Here is a 12,960-nt window from a genome sequence, read left to right on the forward strand (position 1 = left end):
CATGAGCACACTGACGCGACATCTCAACGGTTCGCGGGAGAACATGCACGTGTACGGGCGGCGGGTTCAGCTACCGATGCTGGGTGAGGTGGCGGTGCCGCCACCGGACAAGGTCGCTTACTACGCCGGGCTCGGTGTGCTCGCCGCGCTGCAGGTCATCGAGTGGCCGATCGCTGTGGTGATCACCGCCGGCCACCTGCTGGCGGACCAGCATTTTTCCGGACTGGTGCGTGGTGTCGGGGAGGCGTTGCAGGACGCCTGACGAGAGCCGGATCACCGGACGGTTGACATGAATCAGGGTTGAGGTCGCATGCTCGGCCGATGCCGAGCACAGCCGCCACCGCCGCGCCCGCCGCCACCGCCGCACCTGGGCTCTTCGCACCCCGCTTCCGCGCGATGACGGTGGGCAGCGTCGCGTTGATCTCACTGCTCGCGTTCGAGGCGTTGGCGGTCGGTACGGCGATGCCGACAGTCGCCCGCAGCCTGGACGGGCTGGCGCTCTACGGGATCGCGTTCGGTGGCCCGTTCGCCACCGGTGTGCTGGCCATGGTGGTCTCCGGAATCTGGTGCGACGCACGGGGGCCCCGCGGGCCGATGTGGCACGGCGTCGCCTGGTTCGTGGTGGGGTTGCTGATCGCTGGGACCGCCCCGGTGATGAGCGCGCTCGTCGTCGGGCGGGTCGTGCAGGGTTTCGGCTCCGGGTTGCTCTCGGTGGCGTTCTACGTGATCGTCGGGCACGCGTACCCGCAGGAGCTGCACCGGCGGATCTTCGCGGCGTTCGCTGCGGCGTGGGTCGTACCGTCGCTGGTGGGGCCGGCTGTCGCCGGCCTGATCGTGCAGTACCTGGGTTGGCGGTGGGTCTTCCTGGCGGTGCCGGCGGTGGCGGTGCCGGCGGTGCTGCTGATCCATCCGGGTCTGCGGTCGTTGGGCCGGAGTGTGGCCGCGAGCCCACCGGCGGGGGCGGTCGGGCGGATCGGTTGGGCGTGCGGGGCCGCGGTGAGTGCCGCACTGCTGCACATCGGGGGACAGCAGCGCGGTGCCACCGCCCTGGCGCTGGTCGCGCTCGCCGTGGTTGGTCTGCTGGTCTGCGCCCCGCGACTGCTGCCGGCCGGGTTCCTTCGGGCGGCGCGAGGGTTGCCCACCGTCGTGGGCCTGCGGGGCCTGGCGTCGGCGGCCTTCGTCGGCGCCGAGGTGGTCATCCCGCTGATGCTGTCCCGGGAGCGGGGCCTCTCGCCGACGGCGGCCGGACTGGTCCTCACGGTCGGCGCGTTGGCGTGGTCCGTGGGCTCCTGGTTGCAGGGCCGCATTCCGGTGCCGGTATCACGGGCCACCCTGCCGCGCGTCGGGCTGGGCTGCATCACGATCGGCACCGCCACCGTGGCGCTGGCCGTCCGGCCCGAGTTCCCGGTGGCTGTCGCCGTTGTCGGTTGGGCGGTCGCCGGTCTGGGCATGGGGTTGCTCTATCCGTCGTTGTCGGTGCTCACCCTGGAGTTCTCCGCGCCGGGTGAGCAGGGCCGCAACAGCTCGTCACTGCAACTGAGCGACTCCCTCTTCGCGGCCACCGTGCTCGCGCTGACCGGTGCTGTGCTGGCGGCCGGGAGCGCGCCCGGCCCGGCCAGCTACGCGACGACGCTCGTGGTGGCCGCTGCGCTGGCCATGCTCGGGGCGGTGCTCGCCGGCCGGGTCGTGGTGGGCGGGGGTGGGCGACAAGGGGGGTGATCCGCGGATTCGGCCGCGTCCCGGCTCTAGGGCCTGTTTCGTAGGAACTGGCCGGCCTGCGGCGGGCCCGGACGACGACCGGCGGCGTTGCGGTTTCGTCCGGATACAACACCGGTATCCGGACGAAACCCCGCCTTGCCGGATCGCCGCCCGGACTCCGCCTCAGCTCGACCGCCCCTACGAAACAGGCCCTGGTGCCGGAAGGATGGCGGGCGATGAACTTCCTGACCGTCCTGCCGCTCGCCGTGGTCATGGTCGCCGGGACGCAGCTGGTGGTGGCGGTCTTCCTCGCGTCGTCGGATCGGCCCCGGGCCGCGTCGCTGGGCTTCCTCGCCGGCGCGGGGCTGGTGGTGGCCGCCGGGGTGACCGTGGCGTGGTTGTTGACCCGGCTGGTGGGCGGAGTAGTGGCCGACGCCAGCGCCGTTGCCGGGAAGGTCGATCGCGGCCCCGCCATCGACCTGGTGGTGCTGGCCCTGCTGGTGGTCCTGGCCGTGCTGATCTGGCTACGCCGCAACCGGTCCGGACCGCCGCGCTGGCTGGGCGGCATCGAGCGCGCCGGCCCGTCGCAGGCGCTGCGGCTGGGTGCGCTGCTCTTCGTGGCGACCCCCACCGACGACCTCACCATGGCCACCGTCGGAGCGAGCGTGGCCCGTCACGATCTGCCGTGGTGGCACCTGGTGCCGTTCGTGCTGTTCACCGTGCTCCTGCTCGGGCTGCCGCTGCTGGCGTTGCTGCTGCTCGGGAGCAGGGCGGCGCGGGTGTTGACCCGGATGCGTGAATGGGCCGAGGGGCACGCCTGGATCGTCAACGAGATCGTGATCGCGTTCTTCGCACTGCTGACCGGGTTGGACCTGATCCGGTCGGGCTGAACCGCCGCCCTCCTCTGACACGTACGGGGGAACCGGTCGGAGATGAGCGCAACAACGGTTCACGTTCGTCTTACCGTGACGCCATGTTCGCTGTCGTCACCACGGTGATCCTCTACGTCTTCGGTTTCGTCTTCCTCTACGGCGTGATCCGGCTGGGTGTCCGGCACGCGTTCGAGGATCTGGAGCTGCAACGGGCCAAGGCCCAGCGCGAAGAGGAGCTGGCGGCCGCCCGTGATCGCTCCTTCATGCGCGACAACGCTTTCCTCGCCGGCAGTTGAGCGCCGGATCGGTCCGGCCCGGCCCGGCGGCGTCGCCGGGCGGACGGGGAGCCGCCGGACGGTTCAGCGTCGCGGATGCGAGGATCGCACCCGTGATGGGAACGCTGAAGACGGAACCGGCCCGCGCCCGCCTGGATCTGCTCGCCCCGCCGGTCGCGGAGGCCATCGCCCAGTGGCCGGCCAGTGCCCCGGTGGACGTCAACGACGTGCTGGTCGCGCCGATCGACGCCGACCTCGCCGACACCGCGGCGTTCTGCGCGGCGTACGAGGTGGGGCTGGACGTGTCGGCCAACTGTGTCGTGGTGGCGGGCAAGCGTGAGGGTGTGGTCCGTTACGCGGCCTGCATCGTCCTGGCCACCACCCGGGCCGACGTGAACGGCGTGGCCCGCCGGGCGTTGGACGTCCGCAAGGCGAGCTTCGCCCCGATGGCCGACGCGGTCGAGTTGACCGGCATGGAATACGGCGGCATCACCCCGATCGGGCTGCCGGCCCAGTGGCCGATCCTGGTGGACGCGCGGGTCGTCGCCACACCGCACGTGATCGTCGGGTCCGGCGTACGGCACAGCAAGATCGCGCTGCCGGGGCCGGCGTTGGGTGCGCTGCCCGGAGCGCAGGTGGTGGAGGGGCTGGCCAGGCCGGCCTGACCACGCATCGGCATCGATGTCGTTGCACGTGAAACATCGTGATCATCGATGCCGGATGCCGGCCATTCGTGACTCAGTGTGAGTGGGCTGCGGATTCCCGCTGCTCCACCTCGGCCAGTGCGGCGAGCAGCGTCTGCACCTCCTGCGCGCCGGAGACCGCGTACTTCCCGGCCAGCACGAAGGTCGGCACGCTGGTGATGCCCAGGTCCCGAGCGTGGGCCAGGTCGGCGGTGACCTCGGCGACGCGCTCGTCGGAGTCGAGGAACCGGCGGGCGTCGGCCGCGTCCAGGCCAACCTCGCCGGCCAGCGTGGCCAGCGCCTCCCGCGACCCGACGTCGACGCCGTGGTTGAAGTGCGCCTGGTACAGCGCCTCCACCATGTCGGCGGCCTTGCCCTGGTCGCTCGCCCAGGAGACCAGCCGGTGCGCCTCGAAGGTGTTGGCGATCACCGCGCGGTCGTAGTCGAGCAGCAGCCCATCGGCCGCCGCGACCTGGGTCACGTGGTCGACCATCTGCCGGGCGCGCCCCGGGCCGCCGAACTTGCCGGCCAACGCCTGCACCAGCGGCAGGGGCTGCGGCACCGGCGACGGGTCGAGCTGGAACGGCCGGTAGTGGACCGTCACCTCACCCGGGTAGCTGGCGAGGGCCTCATCCAGGCGGCGCTTGCCGATGTAGCACCACGGGCAGATGACGTCCGCGTAGATCTCGATCTCCATGACCGGTGCCAACCTCGCGGTCAGCCGCGTTGTTCCCGGATCTGACGCTTGAGACGACCCAGGATCGCCGTGCCGCCCCGGACCCGCAGCGGGCTGATCGCCTGCGCCAGCCCCATCCGCTGGTAGAGGTCGTCCGGTACGGCCAGCACCTGCTCGGCGCTCGCGCCGGCCAGCCCTTCGGCGAGGATCCCGGCGAACGCCCGGGTGGTGGGTGCCTCCGGCGGGCAGTCGAAGAGCGTCTCCACGGTGCCTTCCGGCGTCACCCGGGCGCGCAGGAAGAACGCCGTCTGACACTCGGGCACCTGCTCCATGCCCTCGCGCTCCGCGGCACCCTCCGGCAGCGCCGGGATGACGTCCGCGTACTCCAGGAGCATCTCCAGCACCAGGTCGCGCGGCGCGGCCGCGAACTCGTCGACGATCTCGGCCAGTCGGGCCGGCATGTCAGCCATGCGTCGAGGCTACCGCCGTGGCGTCGGAGCCCCGGTCACACGGTGGGCGACTGCTCACTGATCTCGCTGAGCGCGCTGGTGGGGTCGAGCTGCATGGCCAGGTCGCCGAGCGAGACGATCCCCACCAGCTTGCGGTCACTGTCACAGACCAGCACCCGTCGGATGCCCCGATCCCGCATGAGCGCCGCCGCCTCACCCGCCGTGCAGTGCTGCTCAATCATGACGACCTCGCGGGTCACTATCGCACCGATGGTGGTGGCCGCCGGGGAGCTGTTCTCCGCCACGGCCCGCACCACGATGTCCCGGTCGGTGAGCATGCCGGCGAGGCTGGCGCCGTCGGTGACCACCACATCACCGATGTCGGCCTCCTTCATCACCCTGGCCGCCTCGTCCAGGGTGGTCTCGGCCGGCAGGTACACGACCTGCTTGGTCATCACGTCGCTGACCCGGTAACCGGTCATGAGAGCCTCCGAAGACGTTTCCACCCGATCCGACTGCACTACCCAGTGACGCCGCAGCTACACCAGGCTTGCACGTTCCTGGCGTACCTCGTCGACGAGTCGGTCCACCAGACCGTCCAGCGGCAGCTCGGTGCGCTCGCCGCCGGCCCGCTCGCGCAGCTCGACGTACCCCTCGGTGAGTCGGCGGCCGACCACGACGGCCCGGGGGATGCCGATCAGCTCGGCGTCGGTGAACTTGACCCCGGCCGAGACGTGCGTGCGGTCGTCGACAAGTACCCGCAGGCCGGCCGCGGCGAGTTGCCCGCCGAGCGCCAGCGCCGCGTCGAGCTGCGGGCCCTTGCCCGCGACCACCAGGTGTACGTCACACGGCGCGATCGCCGCCGGCCAGACCAGCCCCCGGTCGTCGTGGTGCTGTTCGGCGACGGCCGCCACCGCCCGGGAGACCCCGATGCCGTAGCAGCCCATGGTCGGCCGGACCGGCTTGCCCTGCGGGCCGAGTACGTCGACAGCGAAGGCGTCGGTGAATCGGCGCCCGAGCTGGAAGATGTGCCCGATCTCGATGCCCCGCCGGATGGTCAGCTCGCCGTCTTTGCAGTCGGGGCAGGGGTCGCCGGGGCGTACGTCGGCCGCTTCGATGGTGCCGTCGGGGGTGAAGTCCCGTCCGCAGACCACGTCGGTGGCGTGCCGGCCCGGCTCGTTCGCCCCGGTCAGCCAGGCCGACCCGGCCACCACCCGGGGATCGACCAGGTAACGGATGCCCAGCTTGTCGAGCAGCTGCGGCCCGATGTAGCCGCGAACCAACTCCGGATGGTCGGCCCACTCCTCGAAGACGGTCACCTGCGCAGGGTGCAGTGCGGCACCGACCCGCTTCAGGTCGACCTCCCGGTCACCGGGCAGCCCGACCACCAGGGGCACGGCCCGTTCCGCGCCCGGTTGCCGGACGGACAGCACGACGTTCTTCAGGGTGTCGGTGGCGGTCCAGCCGTCCCGACCGCCCAACCGGCGCGCGTTGGCCAACTCCACGAGGCTGGCGATCGTCGGGGTCTCCGGAGTGTCGTGCACCTCGGCGGCCGGCTGCGCGGCCGGATCGCCGGCGGCGGGCACCCGGGTGAGAACCGCCTCGGTGTTGGCCGCGTAGTCGCAGGAGGTGCAGCCCACGAAGGTGTCCTCACCGACCGGCGTCGCCGCCAGGAACTCCTCCGACGCCGAGCCGCCCATCGCGCCGGACATCGCCCGCACCACCGTGTAGTCCAGACCCAACCGGTCGAAGATCCGCCGGTACGCGGCGCGGTGCCGGGCGTACGCGTCCCGCAGGCCGGCCTCGTCCAGGTCGAAGGAGTACGCGTCCTTCATCAGGAACTCCCGGCCGCGCAGCAGCCCGGCACGGGGCCGCGCCTCGTCCCGGAACTTCGTCTGCACCTGGAACAGCGTCACCGGGAAGTCCCGGTACGAGGTGAACAGGTCTTTGACCAGCAGCGCCGCCATCTCCTCGTGGGTGGGCGCCAACAGGTGCTCGGCGCCGCGCCGGTCGGCGAGGGTGAAGATGTCGTCGCCGTACTCGGCCCACCGGCCACTCGTGCGGTACGGCTCGGCCGGCAGCAGCGCCGGGAAGTGCACCTCCTGGTCGCCGATCGCGATCAGCTCGGCGCGCACTACGTCGGTGATCCGGTCCAGCACCAGCTTGCCCAGCGGCAGCCAGGTGTAGCCGCCCGGTGCGGCCCGACGGATGTAACCGGCACGCAGCAGCAGCCGGTGACTCGGCACCTCCGCGTCGGCCGGGTCCTCGCGCAGGGTCCGCAGCAGCAGGGTCGACATGCGTAGCAGCATCCGGGCAGCCTAGAGCGGGAGTGCCCGACCCGGCGATCCAATTCGGTCCGAGGCGATGCCCGCCGTCAGCCCGACGATCAGCAACAGCCCTTCACCCGTGACGGATCCGGCGCCGTCTGCGACCTGCTCGCGATCATCAACGCGCTCGACTGACCGACCGTACGTCCGCAGTTGCTGATGTCTGTGAGTCATTGTGATGACTCACAGACATCACGTTCATCAGGGCAGGGCCGACCGGGCGGAGGTCCAGCCCGCGATTGCACCAGAGGATCCGGCCCGCCAATGACCTCCGCCACGTCGCCGGATCGGGGCACCGTCCGCAGCGCCTGCGGTGACAGACTGGTCGCCGCAGGCAACGAGTGGCGTGAGGGAGGCGCGGGTGCGCTGGCGCAGTTTTGTCGCGGTCGGGGACAGCTTCACCGAGGGCATGGACGACGCGTACCCGGACGGCACCTACCGGGGCTGGGCGGACCTGGTGGCGACCCGGCTCGCAGCCGAGGCGGGCCCCGACTTCCGGTACGCCAACCTGGCCATCCGGGGACGGCTCTTCCCCAGTGTGGTCGCGGAGCAGGTGCCCTCCGCGGTGGCGATGAAGCCGGATCTGATCAGCTTCGCGGCCGGTGGCAACGACGTGCTGCGGCGCACCTTCGACCCGGACACGATGGTCGCCCGCTTCGACGAGGTGGTCCGGCAACTGCGCTCGGGCGGAGCTGACGTGCTCCTCTTCCGGTTCGCGGACGTGATGGCCCGGCTGCCCGGCCAACGCCTCGTCGCCCCCCGGGTGCAACTGCTCAACCAGGCGGTCGGTGAGACCGCCGAGCGGCACGGCGCGATCATGGTCGACCTGTACGCCGACGACACCTTCCTCAACCCGATGCTCTGGAGCACCGACCGGTTGCACCTCTCCCCGGCCGGCCACCGGCGGGTCGCCGGCCAGGTGTTGAACGCCCTGGGGGTTGGTTGCGACGAGGAGTGGCTGATGGTCCCGCCGCACCCGGCGCCCTCGCCGTGGCTGGCCGCCCGCGCCGCCGACCTGCGCTGGGCCGGTCAGCACCTCGCCCCGTGGGTGAAGCGGCGGTTGACCGGTCGTTCGTCCGGCGACACGGTGACGGCGAAGCGCCCGCACCTCGGCCCGCTCGTCGACTGAGCGTGCTCACCCTGCACACCGCGGCCCTGCTGCGCCGCGACCGGGACGGCGAACCGGTGCCGGAGCACGCCGTGCTGGTCGACGGCGACCGGGTGGCGGCTGTCGGCCCGTTGGCCGAGCTGAGTGCGGCGTACGCCGGTGCCCGGGTTCGCCGTTGGCCCGGGACGCTGGGGCCGGGTCTGCTGCACGACGGTCCGCTGCCGCCCGCACCGACCCCGCGCGAACGGGTGCACGCGCTGCTGCGTACCGGGGTGACGGCGGTCCTGGCGGAACACCTGGCCGACCCGGCGCTGCGGGCCGCCGCCGAGCGGAGCGACCTGCTGGTGCTGCCCACCGCCGTGGTGCCGACGCTGCGTCCGGACGGTCGGGCCGACCTCGCGGTGCACGGCGACGACGGCACCTGTCTGGTGACAGTGATAGCCGGTCGGATCGTCCACCGCCGCGCCTGAACGAGCCCTGTCACCTCCACTGTGGAGTGAATCGATCGAATCGGGGTCGCCCGATGTCCGCCCGCCCCGATAACATCCGCTGCCCCCGCTGATCGGAAGGCGGGGACATCGGGGAAAGGTGGCTGGGGGATGACCCTCATACCTGGCACGACGACATCCGCACGACCGCTCCGGGCGCTGCTGGCCACGGGGATTTCCGTGGCGGTCGCCGCCGGGACGCTCACGCTGACGGCCGCACCGGCCGCGGCGAACGACGTACCGGACGCGCCCTCCATCGACGACAACCAGCCGCCGGGTGTGCCGACCGAGCTGCAGACCTCCGGCGAGCCGTGCACCACGGCGGAGCCGTACCAGTTGTGGCAGAACGACGACCTGACGCTCTCCGCCGTCCTGCACGACCCGGACAACGACGAGACCGGCGGCGCCGACCGGTTGACCACCACCTTCGCGCTCTGGCCGGTCGACGAGCCGGCGGCCCGGATCGAGCGGTTCGCGAACAGCGGGCGGGACGGCGATCGGGAGAGCGGCCTCTTCGAACGGGAGGTGCTGACCCACGACCGGGTGTACGCGTGGCAGGTCCGGGCGGCGGACAGCCAGGCGACCGGTCAGTGGAGCGCCCTCTGCTACCTCCGGACCGACTTCCAGGGCCCGGAGACCGCGCCGGTCGTCACCTCCACTGACTTCCCGGTCGACGGCTGGCACCCGGCGTTGCCGGGACAGTTCACCTTCGACGCGGCGGCCACACCGGATGCCGTTGGTTTCCGGTACGAGCTGCTCGGCGGCGACGGCGTCCAGGTGGTGTCGGCGGACGGGCCCGGCGGCTCGGCCACTGTCACGCTCCGCCCGGAGGCGGGGCCCAACACCCTCGTGGTGTGGAGCCTCGACGCGGCCGGGAACCGCTCGCCCGAGGCGCGGTACGAATTCCGGGCCAGCGATGTCGCGCCGATCATCACCGGCAGACTCACCGAGATCGGCGTGCCGACCACGTTCACGGTGCAACCGCAGATGGCTGGGGTGCTCCGGTACCGGTTCCAGCTGGACGGAGACCCGGAGCAGACGGTGGAGGCGGCGGCCGACGGCACCGCCACGCTGACCGTCACCGCGACCCGGGGTGGCTCCCGGACGCTCTCGGTGACCAGCGTGACCGCCGACGGCGTGACCGCAACCGCGTCGAGCACCTTCCGGCTGAGCACCGCGCCCAAGATAACCGCGACGGTCTATCAGCAGGGCGTCACCAGTGGGGGGCCGGGCGTGCCCGGGGTCTTCACCTTCACCCCGCGCCAGCCCGACGTGGTCAGCTACCGGTATCGCTTCGGCACGGTGACCAGCACCGTGGCCGCGGCGGCCGACGGCACCGCGTCGGTGACCTGGGCGCCGACGAAGGCCGGCCTGACCTCGCTCACCGTCTGGAGCATCGACAGCAACGGCACCCAGTCGGACTCGGCGTCGTTCACCTTCTTCGTCGGCAACCAGCCGCCGAGCAGCTAGGGCCGCTGCCCGGCCGGAGCGACCCGGCGGGCGGCCCAGCCGGGCGATCGTGACCCGGCGAATGCCGGCCGGCCCACCATCCCGTGCGGGGGTGGTGGGCCGGCCGGCGTTACAGCGGTCGTAGGACGGCGATCCGGCGTACCTTTGGGATCATGTCTGTGCCGAACGATCCCGATCCCCGCCTCCAGTCGTACGCGGACCCGCAGCGGTTGGTCACCACCGAGTGGCTGGCCGCGCATCTGGGCGACGAGGGCCTCGTCGTCGTCGAGTCCGACGAGGACGTGCTGCTCTACGAATCCGGTCACATCCCCGGTGCCGTCAAGGTCGACTGGCACCTGGAGTTGAACGACCAGGTGACCCGGGACTACCTGGACCCGAAGAGCTTCGCCGAGATGTGCGCGGCGAAGGGCATCGGCCGGGGCGACACCGTCGTCTTCTACGGCGACAACTTCAACTGGTGGGCCGCGTACGCCCTCTGGGTCTTCTCGCTCTTCGGCCACGCCGACGTGCGACTGCTCGACGGCGGCCGGCAGAAGTGGATCGCCGAGGGACGCGAGGTGACCCGCGACAAGCCGGCCCGCCCGCGCGCCGACTACCCGGTGCCGCTGCGCGACGACGCCCCGCTGCGGGCCTTCCGTGAGCAGGTCATGGCGCACATCGCCGCCGGTCGGCCACTTGTCGACGTCCGGTCGCCGGGTGAGTACACCGGCGAGATGCTGCACATGCCGGACTACCCGCAGGAGGGTGCGCTGCGCGGCGGGCACATTCCGGGTGCGGTCAGCAAGCCGTGGAAGTCCGCCGCCAACGAGGACGGCACGTTCAAGTCCGCCGACGAGTTGAAGGCGATCTACGCCGACCAGCTCGGGCTGAGCCCCGACGACGACGTGATCGCGTACTGCCGGATCGGGGAGCGGTCCAGCCACACCTGGTTCGTGCTGCGGCACCTGTTGGGCTACCCGCAGGTGCGCAACTACGACGGCTCGTGGACCGAGTGGGGCAACCTGGTCCGGGCACCTGTGGTGAAGGGCGACCAGCCCGGCGGCCTGACTGCCTGAGTGCACGACCGTCCCCGCGTGACACTGAACGTCGCGCGGGGACGGTGTTTCAGCCGGCGAGCGCGATCGCGCCGCGCAGGTCGCGAACGATGCCGGTGATCTCGCCGGTCTCCGGGTGCCAGCGGGCCAGGGCGGCCGGTTCCAGTCGGAGCAGCACCGCGCCCCTGTCGTCCCAGCCCAGGACCTCACAGCAGCCCTTGGCGCGATCCCGGCCGAGGTCGAGCAGGTGGAGCACGGCGCCGGTCCGCGCGTCCAGCACCGCTGCTCCCTCGGCACCGTTGATCTCGCTGCTGGTGATCCAGGCCGCCCGGGCCAACCGCTCACCGTGCAACCAGCCTCGGCCGTAGAACTCGTTGACCTGGTAGGGCGAGGGCAGTTGCGAGGCGTTGACCGGCTGTTCGGAGCGAAGTTCGCCCTCCCGGGCGGTCCGGCTGCGCAGCATCAGGCTGGTCCCCTCGCCGTACGTCTCGATCAACGGGGCCTCGCGGCCGGCGGCCGGGTCGGGTGCGATCAACTCCCAGGTCGACACGTCGATGGTGCTGGCCGCCCCGGTGACCCGGTCCACCGCGTACGTCCGGTCGTCGCCGCCGACCAGCACCCGGTCGTGCGCCCACACCACCTGCTCCAGGTAGCCGTCGAGCGGTATCCGGCGGACGGCCGCCGTGCTGAGGTCGATCAGGACCAGCTCCTTGGTCTGCGCGAACGCGGCCTGCCGGCCGTCCGGCGACAGCACTCCCGGCTTCAGCGCGCCCGCCTCGTTACCGCTCGCGTCGCGGGTCGGTGCCAGCGTCACCACGTCGAGGCTGCGTACCACGCCGTCGTTGCCGAGCACCCGGACCGGGCCGTCCGCGCGGTTCTCCTCGTCCACCGGCTGGAACAGCGCCACTGCCCGTTGGACCGGTCGCTCGGAGAGCGGCACCGTCGCCGCAGCGCCGAGCCGGGCCAACGGATCGGGCGGGAAGGTCAGTTCGGCGGGCGGCTTCTGCACCGGACCCGCGTGCGAGGGGTCGACGGTCGGGGTCACCGTCGGACCTACCGGTGGAACCGGCGCGGGATCGGCGGGCGGTCGCAGCGCCGCCACCGTGCCACCACCGACCAGCACCACGGCCAAGGCGACCACCGCGACGGCCCGCCGGGTGCGCCGGGTACGCCGAGCCCGCTCCCATCCGGCGGCGGCCGGCTGGCTGGGCAGCACGTCCTCGACGCTGACGGTCAGCAGTCGGCGCAGCTCCTGCTCGTTCACGGGTTCACCTCCAGACCGCTGGCCAGATCGGCCGGGCCCCGGCCCGGTCGGGCGCCGCGGGCGAGGTCCGGGGCGACCTCGCGGAGTCGGCGCAGCGCCGCGTGACACTGGCTCTTCACGGTGCCGACCGTCACGCCGAGCGCCTCGGCGGTGGCGACCTCGGTCAGGTCCTCGTAGTAGCGCAACACCAGCACGGCCCGTTGCCGTGGGGGCAGCAGGCCCAGCGCGTCGTGCATCGTCAGCCGTAACGCGCCGTCCCGGTCGTGGGCCACCTGGTCCGGCGGCGCGGCGCTGAGCCATTCCCGCCGTCGGCGACGCCACCACGACACCGAGTCGCGGTAGAGGATGGCCCGCACGTACGCGGAGGGGTCGCCGTCGCGGACCGACGACCAGCGCAGCGCCAGCTTGAGCAGCGCGTCCTGGAGGAGGTCTTCGGCCTGGTGCCGGTTGCCGCAGATCAGGTAGGCCGCGCGGAGCAGCCGGTGCTGGTGGTTCTCCACGAAGGCGAGGTAGCCGTCGCGTCCGTCGTCCCTCGTCGGCGCCATCCGCCCCCCCCTCCCGGCCGTCGCGCGGTACGTGTCAACAGGCAGACGCACGGGAGGGGGAAAAAGGTTGG

At 71.9% G+C, this 12,960-nt stretch carries 15 protein-coding genes; 9 read left to right on the forward strand and 6 right to left on the reverse strand.

From position 1 onward, the window contains the following. Nucleotide 1 precedes the first annotated feature (1 nt). The 5 genes from QSK15_RS00820 to QSK15_RS00840 all read left to right on the forward strand — a co-directional run bounded on the left by QSK15_RS00820 (nt 2) and on the right by QSK15_RS00840 (nt 3,510). Nucleotides 2-262 (forward strand): hypothetical protein, encoded by a 261-nt coding sequence (locus QSK15_RS00820; protein WP_285792451.1) that lies wholly within the window; start codon nt 2-4, stop codon nt 260-262. Nucleotides 263-321: 59 nt separating this feature from the next. Next, on the forward strand, nt 322-1,719 hold the full coding sequence (locus tag QSK15_RS00825) for an MFS transporter (protein WP_285792452.1): 1,398 nt from the start codon (nt 322-324) through the stop codon (nt 1,717-1,719). A gap of 215 nt (nt 1,720-1,934) precedes the next feature. Then, nucleotides 1,935-2,588, forward strand: coding sequence for a GAP family protein (locus tag QSK15_RS00830; RefSeq protein ID WP_285792453.1), 654 nt, complete (start codon nt 1,935-1,937; stop codon nt 2,586-2,588). 83 nt (nt 2,589-2,671) lie between these two features. Next, nucleotides 2,672-2,866: a hypothetical protein gene (locus QSK15_RS00835; protein ID WP_030331904.1), complete on the forward strand. Its 195-nt coding sequence runs from the start codon at nt 2,672-2,674 to the stop codon at nt 2,864-2,866. Between the two features lie 95 nt (nt 2,867-2,961). Beyond that, entirely contained in the window at nt 2,962-3,510 is a 549-nt protein-coding gene (locus QSK15_RS00840; RefSeq protein ID WP_285794288.1) for a YbaK/EbsC family protein, read from the forward strand. A 73-nt stretch (nt 3,511-3,583) separates the two neighbouring features. On the opposite strand, the gene QSK15_RS00845 is transcribed toward QSK15_RS00840, so the two are convergent. The 4 genes from QSK15_RS00845 to QSK15_RS00860 are packed head-to-tail and all read right to left on the reverse strand — an operon-like array spanning nt 3,584 to nt 6,962. Beyond that, nucleotides 3,584-4,225: a DsbA family oxidoreductase gene (locus tag QSK15_RS00845; RefSeq protein WP_285792454.1), complete on the reverse strand. Its 642-nt coding sequence runs from the start codon at nt 4,223-4,225 to the stop codon at nt 3,584-3,586. A gap of 20 nt (nt 4,226-4,245) precedes the next feature. Further along, nucleotides 4,246-4,674: a SufE family protein gene (locus QSK15_RS00850; protein ID WP_030331909.1), complete on the reverse strand. Its 429-nt coding sequence runs from the start codon at nt 4,672-4,674 to the stop codon at nt 4,246-4,248. Between the two features lie 35 nt (nt 4,675-4,709). Beyond that, the gene (locus tag QSK15_RS00855) at nt 4,710-5,135 is read right to left on the reverse strand and encodes a CBS domain-containing protein (protein ID WP_030331911.1); all 426 of its coding nucleotides are present in this window, start codon (nt 5,133-5,135) and stop codon (nt 4,710-4,712) included. A gap of 57 nt (nt 5,136-5,192) precedes the next feature. After that, a complete protein-coding gene (locus tag QSK15_RS00860) occupies nt 5,193-6,962 on the reverse strand; it encodes a proline--tRNA ligase (RefSeq protein WP_285792455.1) in 1,770 nt (589 codons plus the stop codon). A 379-nt stretch (nt 6,963-7,341) separates the two neighbouring features. Here QSK15_RS00860 and QSK15_RS00865 point away from each other — a divergent pair, with 379 nt between their 5' ends. The 4 genes from QSK15_RS00865 to QSK15_RS00880 all read left to right on the forward strand — a co-directional run bounded on the left by QSK15_RS00865 (nt 7,342) and on the right by QSK15_RS00880 (nt 11,101). Further along, the gene (locus QSK15_RS00865) at nt 7,342-8,109 is read left to right on the forward strand and encodes an SGNH/GDSL hydrolase family protein (protein WP_285792456.1); all 768 of its coding nucleotides are present in this window, start codon (nt 7,342-7,344) and stop codon (nt 8,107-8,109) included. A gap of 2 nt (nt 8,110-8,111) precedes the next feature. After that, nucleotides 8,112-8,558 (forward strand): imidazolonepropionase-like domain-containing protein, encoded by a 447-nt coding sequence (locus tag QSK15_RS00870; RefSeq protein ID WP_285792457.1) that lies wholly within the window; start codon nt 8,112-8,114, stop codon nt 8,556-8,558. Between the two features lie 129 nt (nt 8,559-8,687). Beyond that, entirely contained in the window at nt 8,688-10,046 is a 1,359-nt protein-coding gene (locus QSK15_RS00875; RefSeq protein ID WP_285792458.1) for a gluzincin family metallopeptidase, read from the forward strand. Between the two features lie 152 nt (nt 10,047-10,198). Then, a complete protein-coding gene (locus tag QSK15_RS00880) occupies nt 10,199-11,101 on the forward strand; it encodes a sulfurtransferase (protein ID WP_285792459.1) in 903 nt (300 codons plus the stop codon). Nucleotides 11,102-11,150: 49 nt separating this feature from the next. Here QSK15_RS00880 and QSK15_RS00885 read toward each other — a convergent pair whose 3' ends face one another. After that, complete coding sequence (locus QSK15_RS00885; RefSeq protein WP_285792460.1) at nt 11,151-12,344, reverse strand: hypothetical protein; 1,194 nt, start codon at nt 12,342-12,344, stop codon at nt 11,151-11,153. Further along, entirely contained in the window at nt 12,341-12,889 is a 549-nt protein-coding gene (locus QSK15_RS00890) for a SigE family RNA polymerase sigma factor (protein WP_285792461.1), read from the reverse strand. The genes QSK15_RS00885 and QSK15_RS00890 overlap by 4 nt, the downstream gene beginning before the upstream one ends. Nucleotides 12,890-12,960 lie beyond the last annotated feature (71 nt).

It is taken from the genome of Micromonospora sp. NBRC 107095 (genome assembly GCF_030269705.1).
In the GTDB taxonomy this organism is placed as follows: Bacteria; Actinomycetota; Actinomycetes; order Mycobacteriales; family Micromonosporaceae; genus Micromonospora; species Micromonospora parva.